This is a genomic window from Kibdelosporangium banguiense (genome assembly GCF_017876405.1).
GTDB classification, from domain to species: Bacteria; Actinomycetota; Actinomycetes; order Mycobacteriales; family Pseudonocardiaceae; genus Kibdelosporangium; species Kibdelosporangium banguiense.
In genome coordinates, this window is the sequence record NZ_JAGINW010000001.1 from 5,725,552 (window position 1) to 5,741,687 (window position 16,136).

General features: G+C 65.9%; 13 protein-coding genes. 8 read left to right on the forward strand and 5 right to left on the reverse strand.

Annotation, left to right across the window (positions count from 1 at the left end; translation table 11 throughout):
- Positions 1-32: 32 nt before the first annotated feature.
- Positions 33-446 carry a hypothetical protein gene (locus tag JOF56_RS26945; RefSeq protein ID WP_245378415.1) on the reverse strand — a complete coding sequence of 138 codons (414 nt, stop codon included), beginning with the start codon at positions 444-446 and terminating at the stop codon, positions 33-35.
- A 134-nt stretch (positions 447-580) separates the two neighbouring features.
- On the opposite strand from JOF56_RS26945, the gene JOF56_RS26950 reads away from it, so the two are divergent.
- On the forward strand, positions 581-3,001 hold the full coding sequence (locus JOF56_RS26950) for an AfsR/SARP family transcriptional regulator (protein WP_209642295.1): 2,421 nt from the start codon (positions 581-583) through the stop codon (positions 2,999-3,001).
- Between the two features lie 74 nt (positions 3,002-3,075).
- Positions 3,076-3,963: a S1 family peptidase gene (locus JOF56_RS26955; protein WP_245378416.1), complete on the forward strand. Its 888-nt coding sequence runs from the start codon at positions 3,076-3,078 to the stop codon at positions 3,961-3,963.
- A gap of 3 nt (positions 3,964-3,966) precedes the next feature.
- Here JOF56_RS26955 and JOF56_RS26960 read toward each other — a convergent pair whose 3' ends face one another.
- Together JOF56_RS26960 and JOF56_RS26965 are read right to left on the reverse strand one after the other, a co-directional pair.
- The gene (locus JOF56_RS26960) at positions 3,967-5,028 is read right to left on the reverse strand and encodes a family 2 encapsulin nanocompartment cargo protein terpene cyclase (protein ID WP_209642296.1); all 1,062 of its coding nucleotides are present in this window, start codon (positions 5,026-5,028) and stop codon (positions 3,967-3,969) included.
- An 8-nt stretch (positions 5,029-5,036) separates the two neighbouring features.
- Positions 5,037-5,882, reverse strand: coding sequence for a geranyl diphosphate 2-C-methyltransferase (locus JOF56_RS26965; protein WP_209642297.1), 846 nt, complete (start codon positions 5,880-5,882; stop codon positions 5,037-5,039).
- A gap of 180 nt (positions 5,883-6,062) precedes the next feature.
- On the opposite strand from JOF56_RS26965, the gene argG reads away from it, so the two are divergent.
- From argG to JOF56_RS26980, 3 genes are all read left to right on the forward strand, one after another.
- Positions 6,063-7,511, forward strand: coding sequence for an argininosuccinate synthase (argG, locus tag JOF56_RS26970; protein WP_209642298.1), 1,449 nt, complete (start codon positions 6,063-6,065; stop codon positions 7,509-7,511).
- Positions 7,512-7,563: 52 nt separating this feature from the next.
- Positions 7,564-8,226, forward strand: a complete 663-nt coding sequence (gene lexA / locus JOF56_RS26975) for a transcriptional repressor LexA (RefSeq protein WP_209642299.1) — start codon at positions 7,564-7,566, stop codon at positions 8,224-8,226.
- A gap of 475 nt (positions 8,227-8,701) precedes the next feature.
- On the forward strand, positions 8,702-9,832 hold the full coding sequence (locus JOF56_RS26980; protein ID WP_209642300.1) for an HNH endonuclease signature motif containing protein: 1,131 nt from the start codon (positions 8,702-8,704) through the stop codon (positions 9,830-9,832).
- Positions 9,833-10,129: 297 nt separating this feature from the next.
- Here JOF56_RS26980 and JOF56_RS26985 read toward each other — a convergent pair whose 3' ends face one another.
- On the reverse strand, positions 10,130-10,699 hold the full coding sequence (locus tag JOF56_RS26985) for a TetR/AcrR family transcriptional regulator (RefSeq protein WP_209642301.1): 570 nt from the start codon (positions 10,697-10,699) through the stop codon (positions 10,130-10,132).
- A 151-nt stretch (positions 10,700-10,850) separates the two neighbouring features.
- Here JOF56_RS26985 and JOF56_RS26990 point away from each other — a divergent pair, with 151 nt between their 5' ends.
- From JOF56_RS26990 to JOF56_RS27000, 3 genes are read left to right on the forward strand one after another with little or no spacing between them, the layout of a single operon-like run.
- Complete coding sequence (locus JOF56_RS26990; protein WP_209642302.1) at positions 10,851-11,303, forward strand: (2Fe-2S)-binding protein; 453 nt, start codon at positions 10,851-10,853, stop codon at positions 11,301-11,303.
- Positions 11,290-12,240 carry an FAD binding domain-containing protein gene (locus tag JOF56_RS26995; RefSeq protein WP_209642303.1) on the forward strand — a complete coding sequence of 317 codons (951 nt, stop codon included), beginning with the start codon at positions 11,290-11,292 and terminating at the stop codon, positions 12,238-12,240. The genes JOF56_RS26990 and JOF56_RS26995 overlap by 14 nt, the downstream gene beginning before the upstream one ends.
- The gene (locus JOF56_RS27000; protein WP_209642304.1) at positions 12,240-14,408 is read left to right on the forward strand and encodes a xanthine dehydrogenase family protein molybdopterin-binding subunit; all 2,169 of its coding nucleotides are present in this window, start codon (positions 12,240-12,242) and stop codon (positions 14,406-14,408) included. The genes JOF56_RS26995 and JOF56_RS27000 overlap by 1 nt, the downstream gene beginning before the upstream one ends.
- 48 nt (positions 14,409-14,456) lie before the next feature.
- On the opposite strand, the gene JOF56_RS58285 is transcribed toward JOF56_RS27000, so the two are convergent.
- The gene (locus JOF56_RS58285) at positions 14,457-16,049 is read right to left on the reverse strand and encodes an endo-1,4-beta-xylanase (RefSeq protein ID WP_372448213.1); all 1,593 of its coding nucleotides are present in this window, start codon (positions 16,047-16,049) and stop codon (positions 14,457-14,459) included.
- Between the last annotated feature and the right edge of the window lie 87 nt (positions 16,050-16,136).

A 16,136-nucleotide genomic window follows, 5' to 3' on the forward strand; every position in this document is an offset into this window, starting at 1 on the left:
CCCGCTCTTTCCCTGTGAGGAGGTCGATCCGGTCAATTCGCCAGCTTCTTGAAGGTGTCGCTGGTCCGGTCCTCGGTCTCGCGGTAGAGCCGCATGGCCTCGCCGACGGTGTCGTCGGTGTCCTGCAGGACCTGCCGGTAGCTGCTGAAGACCGCCGCGAACGAGGTCCCCTCGCCGCCGGCTCGTTGCTCGAACTTGCCTGCCATCGCGTGACCGACCGGGTTCTCGCCCAGCGGCGCCCGGCGGGCCAGGCCACGAGCCTGCTCCAGCCAGCCGTCGACCTGGTCGATCTGCTTGGCGAGCATGTCGCGGATCTGTTTTCCCGCCTCGGGGTCGAGCGTGAGCTGACCGGATTCGATGTCATGGCGCAAAGTCGCCATGTTCGCGGCGAGTGCGGACAGCCGTTTGGACATGTCGGCGGGCTGAACGGGCTGATCGTCGTACATGGCGTCCTGGGGAAGGTTGGGCGTGCGGCATCGGAACCAGTTGTTCCGACGTTGTCATGATTCGCTAATGTCTCGCCAACGCGCGCCCAACGTGGCTCTCATCCCCCTGTCATCGCGTTGTTGGAGAGCAACACATGCGGATACGCCTGCTCGGACCCGTCGAGCTGATCGGCACCGACGGGCAGCTCGTGGAACTCGGTGCGGCCAAGCGGCGTACCGTGCTGGCGGCACTCGCCCTCGAGCTGAACAAGGTCGTGTCCGCGGACCGGCTGATGACCATGGCGTGGGACGACAACCCGCCGCCCAGCGCGCGAGCGGCGTTGCAGGGACACATCGCCCAGCTGCGCAAAGTCCTCGGCAACGGCGTCGAACTGATCACCAAGGCGCCCGGCTACCAGCTGGTGGCCGACCGCTGCATGGTGGATGCGACCCGTTTCGACGACCTGATCACGCAAGCCAGGACTGTGTCCGCGGCCGACGGGGTCGAGTTGTTGCGCTCGGCGCTGGCGTTGTGGCGTGGCCCGGTGCTCGCCGACGTTCCGGCTGCGCAGGTACGTGATCAGGCTGCGGCCTGGCTGGACGAGGCCCGGCTGGTGGCTCTGCAGGATCTCGGCGAGCAGTTGGCGCAGCTCGGCCGGATCACCGAGGTCATCGCCGATCTGCGGGACGCCGTGGAGTCCCACCCCACCCGGGAACCCCTGGTGGAACTGCTGATGCGAGGCCTGTTCGAAACCGGCAGGCAAGCCGAGGCGCTCCGGCTGTTCCACCAGACCAGGACCGCGCTGGCCGACGAACTGGGCGTGGACCCGAGCAGCAGCCTGCAGCAGACCTACCAGCTGGTGCTGACCGGCGCCGACGACAGCTTCGACCCTCCAGTCGCGACACCCGCACAGCTGCCCCGGCAGAATCGCGGCCTGGTCGGCCGGGACGGGCAACTGGCCGAGCTCGCAGCCGGCCTGCGCCAATCGGACCCGGCTGTCAGAGTGCTCACCGGTCCTGCGGGCGTGGGTAAGACCGCGTTGGCGTTGCACAGCGCGCACACGCTCGACATGCCGGATGGTCAGCTCTTTGTCGACCTCAAAGGATTCGATGATCAGCCGATGGATCCGGGTGTCGTGCTGGCGGGATTCCTGCGTGCGTTGGGCGTTGCCGATGCAAGGATTCCGGCGTGCGTGACGGAACGATCGGCGTTGTACCGTTCGCTGCTCGCCGGTCGGCGGATGCTTGTGTTGCTGGACAACGCACATTCGGCTGACCAGGTACGTCCGCTGTTGCCGGGCGCTTCTTCGTGCGTTGTGCTCGTGACGAGCAGGCACCGGCTGGACGATCTGATCGTGACAGAGGGGGCGGTGCCGCTCCCGGTTGACGTCCTGGCTCCGGATGACGCCGTCACTGTGCTCGGGATGCTCGCAGGTCGGGATCGTGTGGCGGCTGACCGGCGGGCCGCGATGGAGCTCGCTGACCTGTGCGGCCGGTCGCCGCTCGCGTTGCGCATCGTCGCGGGCAGGCTCATGAATAGTCCACAATGGACTTTACGTGACATGGTCGTCGAGTTGTCCGGCAAGCGACGCAAGCCGCGCGTGGCTGTCGATGCGGCTGTCGAACGGACCTATCGCAGGCTGGAGCCATCGGCGGCGCGGCAGTTGCGACTGCTGGGCCGGTACGGCGGAGACGATATCGACCAGTACGCCGCAGCGGCGTTGACCGGCACTCGTACCGACGAAGCATGGTCCAATCTGGACACTCTTGCCGCGGTGCACCTGTTGCGCGAGAACGGCCGTGACCGCTACGGCTGCTATGGCCTTGAACGCAGGTTCATGACCCGGATCGCCGCCGAGGAACCGCTTGAGCAACTGGAAGCCGCGACCGTCCGGCTGCTCGACTACTACGTGCAGACCGCCGAACAAGCCTGCAAGCTGCTGCCGGACCACATCTGGTCACCACAGTCCCCGGTTGAATACCCGGCCGCCGAGACACCGCCGATGCAGACCACGGCGGACGCGATGCGTTGGTTCGCCGTTGAGTCGGCGAGCATGCACCGGATGCTCGATCTCGCGGTGGAGCAGGGATATCAGGAACGCGCGTGGCGACTTGCCCTGTGCCTGGCCAGGTTCTACTTCAGGCGTGGTGACCTCGTGCGGCAGCTCGCCGTCTGCGGCATCGGTCTCACCGCCGCCGAAAGACTCGGCAACAACGAAGCTCAGGCCGTTTTCCTGGCATGCAACGCGAACGTTCAGCTCGAACGCGGCCGTGTCAGGGACGCGTTGCGACTCGCCCGCCGGGCGACGGATCTGTACTCACAACACAAGGTTTCCACGGTGTACGCCTTGGCCCTGCACACAGCAGGCAGCGCGATGTACGCCCTTGGCCGTCCGCACGGCGCGCTCATGTTGCTCTACCAAGGACACGCGCTGGTCAACGACCTCGGCGACCGCTACCTGGACGCGCTGTACCACCAGGAGATCGGCAACGTCATGGCGCATCTGGGCGGCGAACACGCGGCCCGCCCACACTGGTCGCAGGCCGAAAGACTGCACGAGTACCTCGCGTCCTAGCGCACACCCTGTGTCTGACCAGCGACAACATGTGAGTGACAACCGACTGGAGTTTTCATCCGTGTAGATGGGTGATGAGCAGGAGTGCGAGAAGTCGCCCACGCCGGCGGCTATGGGTGCTGGCCGTCGCGGCTGTCTTGGGGGCAGGCGCGGCGTCCGCCTACGTCCTGACCGGCGGTGACCTGAGAACGGTCATCGCGTCCTACCAGGACAAACCAGCTGGTCACGGCGGGCTGGCGAATGTCGGGGCACCGGAGCCGCAGGCGACCGTCACCAGCAGGCCCGCGCCGAATCCAGTGCTGCCGTTCAACGCGAAACTGACATCGGACGACATTCCCGTGCCTGGCGGGGGTGTGCGTAGCGGTGCCTGCAGCGGGGCGCTGATCGCGCCCGAGTGGGTCGTCACGGCCGGGCACTGCTTCCGCAACATCAAGGACGTGCGGATCAGCGGAACGCCGCCGTACACCATGACGGTGACGATCGGGAAGCTGAAGGACAGCGACCCCGGCGGCTACACCGCGCAGGTCGTTGACGTGCGGCAATCACCCGTCAACGACCTGGCGGTGGTGAAGCTCAGCGCTGCTGTCAACGATGTCGTCCCGCTGACATTGGCCGCCAAGAAGCCCACTGTCGGACAGCAGCTTCAGTTCGCCGGCTGGGGTTCCCTGTCGGCCACCGTCCGCGACCCCTCTGACCACCTCAAACGAGGACAGTTCACGGTCGCGAAGATCCTCCAGAGCACTCTGGAGGCCCAGCCGGTCGCCGCCCGGACAGTCGAGAACAGCCCGTGCCCGGAGGACTCGGGCGCACCGTTCTTCGTCTCGGACGACAACCGCACCGGCCAGCTCGTGGCCATCGTCAACACCGGCCCTCCCTGCCCGCAGGCGGGCAGGGAGATCATCGCCCGGGTCGACGTCGTCTCCAGCTGGATCCACGAGCAGACCGGGAACACCTCAAAGTAGTTCCTAGGATCTGTAACGGGGGTTGGTGGCGTGCCATTCGAAGCCGCCGCCCATCCAGGCCCGCACCCCGCGCAGGAACCGTTGCAGTTCCAGCGAAGGCACGGCTGCCAGGGCGTGGTGGCCGGCCTCGAAGTCGTGCACGAGGTCGTTGTGCAGGCCGACAGTGATCTCGGTGGCCTCCTCTATGGAACAGTCGCGGTCGGCTGCGATCTGCAGAACCATGTTGCACACGGGTTTTTCGTCCGCTGCATCCTTTTCCACCGAATGCAGGTCGTTGACCATGACGGATGCGGTGCCCGCCTGCGTGAGTGCCTGGCGGACGCGTGGGTCGTAGTAGAGGTTGGCGGGTAGCTCGTAACCGCCGACTATGTCCACAAGCGTCATCGATGTGTAGAAACTGTCGTGCTGCCGGGCGGCCAGGTACTCCCATGCGGGAGGGTAGGCACCGGTGTAACGCCATGCGGCGTAGGCGTTCCAGCTGACGAACATGGCGAATGTGGAGTAGCAGACCCGTTGGACCTGTGCGGGTGAGCCGTGGCGCGTCATGTGGCCGACGCCGGAGTTCAGCGCCACGAGAATGGGATCGGCCCGCAGCGCCTCGTCGAGCTGCTTGGAGAATTCTCCTGCCGGTGCGACGGGGTCCATCGCCGCCATGACCAGTGCGAGTCTTGGAGGGAGTTCGGTCGGGGTCGCTCCTTGTTCGGTGTCGTCGGCGTATCGGTCGTCGGCAGCCCACCATGCGGCGTTCATCTGCGCGGCGATCAGCAATCGGTCGGGGTCGTCCGTGTCGACGTGGGCGAGCGTGACCAGCCGCCCGAACCCGGCTTTGCGCAGCTGTACGAGTTCGTCGTCGACGAATCCGCAGCTCCCGGCCCAGGCCACCAACCGGTCGTCGACTTCGTCGGCGAGCGCGTCGTTGATCCGTTCGACGACAGGTACGTACAACGGCGGCGCTGTTCCGTTGCCCCACGGCCGTTCTGCGTATCCCGGATCGTGCACCAGCCGCGCGGCCGTCGTCCCCAGGCCGGACGGGCCTTGGACGCGCGGCGGGGCACACGAGGTCATGACCGGCATCAGATTCGGTCGGCGGCGATGAGCAGGTAGTGGAAGCTGCCCTCGCGGTACGCGGTCAGGAACGGGTCCTCGATCCCGGTCGCCACCGAGGACTGCGCCCGCAGCTCCCAGTAGGGGATCGTGGCCGCGGTCAGGTCGACGACGTTGATCGGGACGAACCCGTTGGCGGCCATGGCTTTGAAGTACTGGCTGCGGGGGTGGATGTTGCAGATGTAGTGCTGGTCGATCTGGCTCACCGCACGCGACCGGCCGCCGGTGAGATCGTTGTAGCACCCGGTGATGCAGACGTAGCGCCCGCCGGGCGACAGCAGCCGGGAGAACTCGCCGAACAGCTGGTCGAGGTCGACGTACATCGTGGTCTCATTGGTCCAGATCCCGCGCATGGCACCGGTTTCGAACCCGGTGTCGAGCATGTTGCGGAAGTGGAACCGCACCCGGTCGGCGACATCGCGTTGCCGTGCCTGGTCGTTGGCGAACTTGACCTGGGACTCGGAGATGCTGACCCCGTCCACCTGGCAGCCGAACCGGTGGGCGGCCATGAAACTGGTGCCGCCGCGGCCGGAACCGGCGTCCATCAACAGGTCCTGCGGCCGGATGTCGCCGAGGTGGTCGAGCAGGACCTCGGCCTGCGCGGTCTCCAGCCGGTGCATCTCGGCGATCGTGGCCTCGTCGTCGCCGACCACGGCCGGGTCGTAGTCACCGATGCCGTAGTGGTGGTGATACAGCCCGTCGACGTCGCCGAGCCGGATGTTCACCGGATCCTTCTCGGCGTTCCAGTACGCGGCGATCGAACGCTGGTAGTCGCTGCGCAGGACCGATTCGACCGTGGACTTCACAGTGGACATCCGGGTTTGCTCCTCACTGTGCCGGAGGGCACGTCATCGCTCAGCCGGTTTCGAGACTGCAATGCGGGGCGATCGAGGGGTATCCGCCAGCCGGGGTTCGGGCCTGCACGAACGGGTGGTTCACAGTGGACTCGTGACCCGGTTTTGCATAACCATCCAGAGGCGTGCATACTCTCATCTGTGTCCAAGGTTCTCACCTCTCTGCCCGTCGGCGAGCGCGTCGGCATCGCCTTCTCTGGCGGCCTCGATACGTCGGTAGCGGTCGCGTGGATGCGCGAGAAAGGTGCCGTACCGTGCACCTACACCGCTGACATCGGCCAGTACGACGAGCCCGATATCGCCTCGGTGCCCGGGCGTGCCACGGCGTACGGCGCGGAGATCGGCCGCCTGGTCGACTGCCGTGCCGCCCTCGTCGAAGAGGGGCTCGCGGCGCTGGCCTGTGGCGCGTTCCACATCCGGTCCGGCGGCCGTGCGTACTTCAACACCACCCCGCTCGGCCGAGCTGTCACGGGCACGCTGTTGGTGCGCGCGATGCTCGAGGACGGCGTGCAGATCTGGGGCGACGGCTCCACCTTCAAGGGCAACGACATCGAGCGGTTCTACCGCTACGGCCTGCTCGCCAACCCGTCCCTGCGGATCTACAAACCGTGGCTGGACGCCGACTTCGTCAACGAACTCGGTGGCCGTAAGCAGATGTCGGAGTGGCTGATCGAGCGCGGGCTGCCTTACCGCGACAGCACGGAGAAGGCCTACTCCACGGACGCGAACATCTGGGGCGCGACCCACGAGGCCAAGGCGCTGGAGCACCTCGACACCGGCATCGAGCTCGTCGAGCCGATCATGGGCGTGAAGTTCTGGGACCCCGAGGTCGAGATCGAGACCGAGGACGTCACCATCGGCTTCGAGCAGGGCCGGCCGGTGACGATCAACGGCAAGGAGTTCGCCTCAGCCGTGGACCTGGTGCTGGAGGCCAACGCGGTCGGCGGCAGGCACGGCCTCGGCATGTCCGACCAGATCGAGAACCGCGTCATCGAGGCCAAGAGCCGGGGCATCTACGAGGCGCCAGGAATGGCGTTGCTGCACGAGGCCTACGAGCGCTTGGTCAACGCGATCCACAACGAGGACACCCTCGCCAACTACCACAACGAAGGCCGTCGGCTGGGCCGTCTGCTCTACGAAGGCCGTTGGCTGGACCCGCAGTCGCTGATGCTGCGCGAGTCCCTGCAGCGCTGGGTCGGCACAGCCATCACCGGCGAGGTGACCCTCCGCCTGCGGCGTGGAAACGACTACTCGCTGCTGGACACCGCCGGGCCGGCCTTCAGCTACCACCCGGACAAGCTCTCGATGGAGCGGACCGAGGACTCGGCATTCGGCCCGGTCGACCGGATCGGCCAGCTGACCATGCGCAACCTCGACATCGCCGACTCCCGCGCCAAGCTCGAGCAGTACGCGGGCCTGGGCATGGTCGGCAGCCAGCACTCGACGCTGATCGGAGTGGCCCAGCCCCCCCGGACCGAGCTCATCGGCGCGATGCCCGAGGGCGGCGCCGAGGTGATCGCGTCCCGCGGAAACGTCCCGGACGACGACGAACTGCTGGACCTCGCGGCGATGGAATCAGGCAACGACTGAGCTTGCCGTGTCGGGCGGGAATGGCAGCCGTACGGGCGGCTACCATTCCCGCGTGACCACCTACAACGACTTTGATGCGTTCGAACACCTGGACCCCTCGGCCCTGCCACCGCGTCAGCAGCAAATCCTGGTGACAATCCGGGACTGGGTGGTCAGAGAAGGCTATTCGCCGAGCAACAGGCAGATCGGCGAAGCAGTGGGCCTGCGATCGTCCTCCTCGGTATCGAAACACCTGATTGCCCTGGAGGAAAAAGGTTTCCTCAGGCGAAGCGCGGCGGTGTCCCGCCCCATGGACGTCCGCGCGTTCCTCCAGGAGTCCCCGGCTCGGGAGTCCAGTGAGGACTCAGTCCCGGTGCCAGTGGTAGGCCACATCGCAGCGGGAACCCCCATCGCGGCAGAGGAGCACGTCGACGACGTCCTCACCCTGCCCCGAGGCCTCACCGGCCGCGGCACAATCTTCGGCCTGCGAGTCCGCGGCGACTCAATGATCGACGCAGCAATCTGCGACGGCGACATAGTCATAGTCCGCCAGCAATCCGAGGCCCACTCCGGCCAGATAGTCGCCGCCATGCTCGACGACGAAGCCACCGTCAAGGTCTACCGCCGCCGTAATGGTCATGTATACCTTGAACCTCGCAACCCGGCTTACGACGTCATCGACGGCGACTCCGCGATAATTCTCGGGACTGTGGTGTCGGTGCTGCGTAGTGTGTGAGTTCTCGCTCCTGTGATTGCTGTGCTTTCCTTGGTGGCTGTGTTCGGGTTTTCCTCTGGTGGCTGGTGCGCGGTTCGATTTGACACGGGAACCCCTCCACCCCGTGTCAAATCGAACCGCGCCAAGACTTTGGGTCATTCTCTGTAAAGGTTTTTTCTCCCTAAAATCTCTTCCCTTCCCACGACGCTAACGCGCTGGAACGTAACCAACACAATACGACCGGCGCCGGAAGTCGAAAAGACGCTGGAAGCCGGGAACACCAACGTAACCAACAGCGCTAACGTGCCCAGCAATGACCCCTTCAAAACCACAACCGCAATACTGCTTTGCCCGGAAACAGGCAGCAAGTACCATCAAGAACACCCGATAGAGTGACGTCATTGCCGGGTTGTTCCGGTAGTGTGAACATATGGGCGAGAATACGCTGTTTGCCCTCCGGGACACCACCCCGCCGGCAAACATCCCTATTCATCAGATGAACGCCAACCAAGTCCTCGACAGCCTGATCGACGTGGACAAGGCCCGGGCTTTCTGCGACGCACGCAAAGCCCGGCTCCTGGCCCGGTTCGCCGAATTGCGTGCACCCGGGCGTGCTGGAACCGACCTCGCCGACGGCGCTCCTGAGGAAGTGGCCCTCGAGCTGGCGATGAACCCGCACACCGCGGCCATCCACATCTCCCAAGCCCGCGATCTCGTCACCCGGCTACCCGCGACCACCGACGCACTGGAAGCGGGCGAGATCGACTACGTCCGCGCCAAAGCGATGAACGATCTCACCTCCGTACTGACCGAGGAGCAGGCCCGGCGGGTGGAGTCGAAGGTTCTCGCCTTCGGCAAACGCGCCAACCCGAGCCGGTTCCGGCACAGTGTGCGCTACCACGTGATCGCCGTGGATCCGTCGGCCGCGGAACGTCTGCGCCGCACCGCGAAAGCCGACCGTGATGTGACCGGCCGGGATCTGCCCGACGGTATGGGCCAGCTGGCCATCACCCTCGAACCGCATGAAGCCCAGGCCGCCTACGACCAGATCAACATGTTGGCCAACAAAGTCAAAACCCCCGACAAAACCCTGGCCCAATGCCGCGCGGATGTTTTTCTCGACTTGGTGCTGGGCAAGAACAACGAGCGGCTGCGGGTGAACCTCAACGTCACCGTGCCGATGTCCACCCTGCTCGGCCTGAATCGCCTACCCGGCGAGATCAGTGGCCACGGCCCCATCACAGCCGAATACGCGCGTGAGCTCGCCCAGGATGCGATGTGGCGACGCGTCATCACCGACGAACACGGCCAAGTCCTGGAAGTCAGTCGGCGGCGGTATGCCTCAGCCGCCTTGGCACGCCACATCCGGCTCCGGGACCGCACCTGCAGACAACCCGGCTGCGGGCGCTCGGCCGATCGCTCCGAGATCGACCACACCGTGCGGTACGCCGATGGCGGTGTGACCTCTGTGGACAACACCAACGCCTTGTGCCGTAAACATAATCTGATGCGCGAGCGTAGTGATTGGGACATGACCCAGCCGTTGCCGGGCACGCTGGTGTTCCGCACACCCGCCCACCGCGTCCACACCACCACACCTGAGCCCTACGAACCCGCACCCTTCTAACCATCACCCCAGTAAAACGGTGGCCGGGTACTTGTCGATGATTGCTGCCTGTTCCCGGTCAACGCGGTGTTCCGGTTGTGGTTTCGAAGGGGTCATTGCTGGGCACGTCAGCGCCGTTGGTTACGTTGGAGTTCAGCTTCCAGCCGAACGTTGCGGTACCAGTGCTGGTTGCCTTGTGTTGGTTACGTTCCAGCACTTAGCGCCGTGGGAAGAGAAGAGACTGTTTCAGTCTTCCCGGCTGCTTTTTCAGCGGCTTGAGATACTTCCTGCCTTCGAGGGGTTCGCGGGCCGCTGGGCTCAGTCTGCGCGCATGCCTTTCCAGAGGAGGTCTGTGAGGCGTTCGGTTTGGGCTTGCCAGTCGTTGTCGCCGGTGGGGAGGAAGAACATTCCGCCGAGGGCGCGTAGCACGATGGATGGGTCGAGGTCGCTGCGTACGGTTTCGGCTTTGATGTTGGCGTTGAGCAAGGTTGTGACGGCTGTGAGCATGACTTTGTAGGACTCGGCGAAGAGTTGTTCCTGGGAGGTCGTGGCTGTGCGGATGGCGGCGGCCAGGCCTCGCTTGGTCATGGTGTAGCGGGCCAGGTGGCCGGTCCATGCCCGGAATGCCTGCTCTGGTGGGTTGTTGGCCAGCAGGGATGGCACAACGTCGCCAAGGTGCTGGACCTCGCGCCGGTAGACTGCCAGCACCAGGGCCTCTGGAGTGGGGAAATGGCGGTAGACCGTGCCGACGCCGACGCCCGCCTGTTTGGCTATGGCGTTGAACGAGACCTCGCCGCATGTGGTCAGCGACTCCAGGGCCGCCGCGAGGATCAGCTCGTGGTTGCGCCGCGTGTCCGCACGCCGGGGGCTCACCGATCCCGTCGTCATGGTGCCTCCAGCTGTCTTCTCCGGCCCTGAATCTAGTACAGGACCTGGAGCTGCTCCGGCTCATTGCGATGCGGATAACAATCCGCTACCTTCGGTGGTGAAGGGAAGCGGATACATATCCGATTCCGGTGGTCCGCGGGAAAGAGATCTGGTGGACATCTCTCTGGAAATCAATGGCAAGACCGAGCAACTGAGTGTCGATCCCGGCGTGACACTGCTGGACGCCCTGCGGGAACGCCTCGACGTCACCGGTCCGAAGAAGGGCTGCGACCGGGGCCAGTGCGGCGCGTGCACGGTGCACGTCGACGGCCGGCCCGTGCTGTCGTGCCTCACGCTCGCCGCCACGGTCAAGCGCCCGGTGACAACAGTCGAAGGACTGTCTACCGGGGACGATCTGCATCCGGTCCAGCAGGCGTTCGTCGATCAGGACGCCCTGCAGTGCGGGTTCTGCACGTCCGGTCAGATCATGTCCGCGGTCGCCGCGGTCGAGAGCGGCGTCGAGGATGTCCCGGAGTTCATGTCGGGCAACATCTGCCGCTGCGCCGCGTACCCGAACATCATCGCGGCCGTGGAACAGGCGAGGAGGGCCGATGCGGCAGTTTGAATTCACAGCGCCTGACACGGTCGAAGCGGCACTGGCCACGCCGGGCACGTTCCTCGCCGGCGGGACCACGCTCGTCGACCTGATGAAGCTCAACGTCCTGACGCCGCAGCATGTGCTGGACATCAACGAGCTGCCGTTGCGGGGCATCGACACGAGTGACGGCCTGCGGATCGGCGCGTTGGAGCGGATGAGCGACATCGCGGCGCACCCCGGCGTGTACCCGGTGATCTCACGCGCCCTGCTGATGAGTGCCTCGCAGCAGTTGCGGAACATGGCGAGTATCGGCGGAAACCTGTTGCAGCGCACCCGTTGCGGCTATTTCCGGGACGTCGCCATGCCGTGCAACAAGCGAGTTCCCGGCAGCGGTTGCCCGGCGATCTCGGGCGCCAACCGGATGCACGCGGTGCTGGGTACGAGCGATTCGTGCGTGGCGACGCATGCCAGCGATGTCGCGGTCGCCCTCGTCGCGCTGGACGCGGAGATCCGGTTGGCCGGATCCGAGGGTGCCCGGACCGTGCGGCTGGCCGATTTCTACCGCCTGCCAGGCGATACGCCTGACGTGGAGAACGACCTGCGCCCGGGTGAGCTGATCACTGAGGTCGTGGTGCCGCGACTGGACTGGGCTGAGCGTTCCACCTACGTGAAGGTACGCGACCGGCAGTCCTACGAGTTCGCGCTCACCTCGGCCGCGGTCGCCCTGGACATCCAGGATTCCCAGATCGCCGACGCTCGCGTGGCGGTCGGTGGCGTGGCGACTGTGCCTTGGCGGCTGTCCTCGGTCGAAGCGGCTCTGCGAGGCAAGCCCGCGACTGTGCAGACGTTCGAAGAGGCTGCGGAAGTTGCTGTCGAGGGTGTGAAGCCGTTGTCCGGCAACAGTTTCAAGCCGTCTTTGCTGAAGCGGACCATTGTTCGCGCACTGATCGAAGGGAGTCGCTGATGACCAGCCGGGTGGACGGCCCGCTGAAAGTCACCGGCGGGGCCAAGTACGGCGCGGACCACAACTTCCCGGGCATGGCGTACGGGTACGTGGTGCTCAGCACGGTCGCCAACGGCGAGATCCAGGCCATGGACGTGACACTCGCCAAGAGTGCCCCGGGAGTGATCGGCGTGTATTCGCCGTTCGACCCGCTGGAGCTGCGGACCGCGCACTCCCCGTTCCTGGGTGATACGTGGGTTCCCCTGCAGGACAAGGAAGTCGCCTACTACGGTCAGCCGATCGGGTTCGTGGTGGCGGAGACCTACGAGCAGGCCCGGGACGCGGCGATGACCGTCGAGGTCACGTATCTCCAGCGCCCGGCCCTGACCTCGTTGCAGGATGGCCTGCCGTCGGCCGAGGACGCGCCGGGCCGGGGCGGGGCGCCATCGAGTCTCGAGGTTCTCGCGGACGGCGTCGAGTCCATTGAGGACGCCCTGGCGGCCAGTCCGGTGGTCGTCGAGGCGACATACTCGACCGCGACCCAGAACCACGCCGCGATGGAGCCGCATTCGGCTGTCGCGGTGTGGGATTCCGGCGGCTTGACGATGTACAGCGGCAACCAGGCCGCCAGTCTCCAGGCGATGGAGCTGGCGGAGGCGCTGAACACGGATCTCTCGTCGGTGCGCACGATCAATCCGTTCGTGGGCGGGGCGTTCGGCGGGAAGGGGCACACCTCCGTCGCAGCGTTCCTGGCAGCGGCGGCGGCCAAGGTCCTCGACCGGCCGGTCAAGGTCGTGCTGAGCAGGGAACAGGTCTTCACCGCCACTGCGGGCCGGGCCGCGACAGTGCAGAAGATCGCCCTCGGCGCGGCGGAGGACGGTTCGCTGATCGCGCTGCGGCACGACTCGTGGTGCAGCACGGCGATGGACCGCTCCTTCGTCGAACCGACTTCGCACGGCACCTCCCGCGAGTGGTACGCCACACAGAACCTGGCCATCAGCCAGAAAATGGTGCCGTTGAACGTCCCGCCGACCACGTTCATGCGGGCACCAGGCGAGGCTCCGGGGTCCTTCGCGCTGGAGAGCGCGATCGACGAGTTGGCGATCGCGCTGAACATGGACCCGATCGAGCTGCGCCTGCGCAACAACTCGACCGCACCGCCGGGCAACGATCTGCTGTGGTCGAGCAAGCACCTCGACGAGTGCTACAGCATCGGTGCGGCGCGGTTCGGCTGGGCGAACCGATCGCCGAACGGCCACGAGGACGGCGACTGGCTGGTCGGTGTCGGCACGGCCACTGCCATGTTCCCCGCGATCCGCTTCCCGGCCACGATAGAAGTCACCCTGCGAGACGACGACACAGCTGTGGTCTCGACCGGCGGCGCGGATCCGGGAACCGGCCTGCTGACCGTGCTTTCCTTGGTGGGGGCCGAATCTCTGGACATCTCGCCGTCCCAGGTCGTGCCCCGGCTTGGCGACTCGGCTTTCCCTCCGGGCGGTATGTCCGGTGGTTCGAGTGCCACCGCGAGCGCGGGCTCAGCGATCATGGTCGCCGCCTCGCACCTGATCGACGAGCTGCTGGCCGTGGCAGCGGCTCCGGGCGCGCCGTTCGAAGGCATGGAGGTGTCGTACGAGGACGGCCGCGTGCTGGCGGGTGGCCGGTCGATGACCTTCGGCGAACTGCTGCGGGCGCTGGATCGCCCGTCGCTGTCGGCGACCGGCTCGTCCGCACCCGGCGAGGAGATGACCAAGCACTCGTTCAGCTCGTTCGGCGCGCAGTTCGTCGAGGTCAAGGTGCACAAGTGGACCCGGGAGGCGCGGATCTCCCGGATGCTCGGGGTGTTCGACGCCGGCCGGATCATCAACGAGAAGGCGGCCCGCAGCCAGATCATCGGCGGGATGATCTGGGGCGTGTCGGCGGCCCTGCACGAGGGGATGGAGATCGAGGAGAACGGCCGGATCGCCAACGGCGACTTCGCCGGTTACCTGCTCCCGGTCAACGCCGACATCCCGCAAGTCGATGTGCACTTCGTGCAGTACCCGGACACGCTGCACAATCCCGTCGGCGCGAAAGGCATCGGCGAGATCAGCGTGGTCGGCATGGCGGCAGCGATCGCCAACGCGATCCACAACGCCACCGGCATCCGCATCCGGCACATCCCGATCATGATCGAGGACCTGCTGGACTGAGAACACGGTGTGCCCCTCGCCGGAAGGCAAGGGGCACACCGGGTTTCGTCAGGATGTGGGCGCGACCGCCCGCCCGGTCGACGGCGAGATCATGCCGGCGCAGAGGCCGCGGCTGCTGAGGTTGGCCGCGATCTGCGGGATGGCGTTGATCGTGGTCTGGTAGCCGTCGTGCATCAGGATCACGCCACCGTTCTGCAGGCTCGACGCCGCCTGCACGATCTGGGCCGTGCTGGCGCCGTTCCAGTCCCGCGAGTCGACGTTCCAGAGCACCTCAGTGAGGCCGAGCTGTGCCTCGACCGACTTGAGCGTGCCGTTGGTCTCGCCGTACGGCGGCCGGAACAGCTTTGTCGTCACGCCGGCCGCCTGCTGGATGGCCTGCTGAGTCTGGGTGAGCTCGGAGCGCATCTGAGCCTGGCTCATCTGCGTCAGGTGCGGGTGTGTCCAGCTGTGGTTGCCGATCCACATCCCGGCGGCCGTCTGGCTTCTGGCCAGCGCGGGATTCTGCTGGACCTTGCTGCCGATGTTGAAGAAGGTCGCCCGGAGACCGGCTGTACGCACCGCGTTGACCAACTGTGTGGTGGTGGCGGCGTTCGGCCCGTCATCGAAAGTCAGGCCCACGTAACCGGAACGGCAGTCCGCGAGCCCCGAAAAGGCGGTACTACGGCCGTTCAGCGCGTTGAGGACGCCGTCATAGGCGGGTTTCTTGCCGCCGCTGTTGTTGAACAGCAAGGGCGTTTGGCTGGCGCGCCAGGAGTCGCTGTCGCGGATGCCCCAGACGGTGAGGCCGTTGCAGCGGGCTACGGCGAGGCAGTCTTTGACGACGTTGCCGTAGGTCGTGGCAGAGGCGCCCTGGATGTCGAGTTCGGTGATCTGCACGTCCACGCCCAGCGCCGCGAAGCTGGACAAAGTCGTACGGTAGTTCGACGGGTAGGGCGAGTTGTTGTTGAAGTGCGACTGCAGGCCTACGCAGTCGATGGGCACGCCACGGTTCTTGAAGTCCTGTACCAGGCGATACACAGCCTGGGTTTTGGCGTGGCTCCAGTTGTCGGTGTTGTAGTCGTTGTAGCAAAGCTTGGCGCCCGGATCGGCGGCGCGTGCGGCGCGGAAGGCGGCTTCGATCCAGTCGTTTCCGGTGCGTTGCAGGTTGGAGTCGCGGCGTGCGCCGCTGTTGCCGTCGGCGAAGGCTTCGTTGACGACGTCCCAGGAGTAGATCTTGCCGCGGTAGTAGGTCGCGACCTGGGTGATGTGGTTGAGCATGGCTTGGCGCAGGGCGCTGCCGCTCATGTTCTGCATCCAGCCTGGTTGCTGGGAGTGCCAGGCCAGGGTGTGGCCGCGCACCCGCATTCCCCGGGAGCGGGCGTGGTTGACGATCCGGTCGGCGTTGCCGTACGAGAACTGGTTCCGGTTGGGCTCGGTGGCGTCGATCTTCATCTCGTTCTCGGGCGTCACCATGTTGAATTCACGGTTCAGAATGCCCGTGTACACCGAATCGCCCAGCTTGTACGCGGCGACGGCGGCGCCGAAGTACCGGCCCTTCTCCGCGGCCGACGCTCCCAATGTCGTCCCGGCGTTGGCCACGCCGGGCACAACCACGGCGGCCGCGCAGAGCAGCCCGGCCATGATTACAGCAGTTCTGGACATACGTCCTCCTTGGGTTCACAAGGCATGACGGCGCTCGACTTTCGGGGGCGCACCAAAGCGGGTACGCAAGGCAGGGTCGAAAGTTTC

What these genes read in the sequence shown, in the direction of transcription:
- JOF56_RS26945 (WP_245378415.1), bottom strand. Translation starts at nt 446, where the DNA reads ATGTACGACGATCAGCCCGTTCAGCCCGCCGACATGTCCAAACGGCTG.
- JOF56_RS26950 (WP_209642295.1), top strand. Translation starts at nt 581, where the DNA reads ATGCGGATACGCCTGCTCGGACCCGTCGAGCTGATCGGCACCGACGGG.
- JOF56_RS26955 (WP_245378416.1), top strand. Translation starts at nt 3,076, where the DNA reads ATGAGCAGGAGTGCGAGAAGTCGCCCACGCCGGCGGCTATGGGTGCTG.
- JOF56_RS26960 (WP_209642296.1), bottom strand. Translation starts at nt 5,028, where the DNA reads ATGACCTCGTGTGCCCCGCCGCGCGTCCAAGGCCCGTCCGGCCTGGGG.
- JOF56_RS26965 (WP_209642297.1), bottom strand. Translation starts at nt 5,882, where the DNA reads ATGTCCACTGTGAAGTCCACGGTCGAATCGGTCCTGCGCAGCGACTAC.
- JOF56_RS26980 (WP_209642300.1), top strand. Translation starts at nt 8,702, where the DNA reads ATGAACGCCAACCAAGTCCTCGACAGCCTGATCGACGTGGACAAGGCC.
- JOF56_RS26985 (WP_209642301.1), bottom strand. Translation starts at nt 10,699, where the DNA reads ATGACGACGGGATCGGTGAGCCCCCGGCGTGCGGACACGCGGCGCAAC.
- JOF56_RS26995 (WP_209642303.1), top strand. Translation starts at nt 11,290, where the DNA reads ATGCGGCAGTTTGAATTCACAGCGCCTGACACGGTCGAAGCGGCACTG.
- JOF56_RS27000 (WP_209642304.1), top strand. Translation starts at nt 12,240, where the DNA reads ATGACCAGCCGGGTGGACGGCCCGCTGAAAGTCACCGGCGGGGCCAAG.
- JOF56_RS58285 (WP_372448213.1), bottom strand. Translation starts at nt 16,049, where the DNA reads ATGTCCAGAACTGCTGTAATCATGGCCGGGCTGCTCTGCGCGGCCGCC.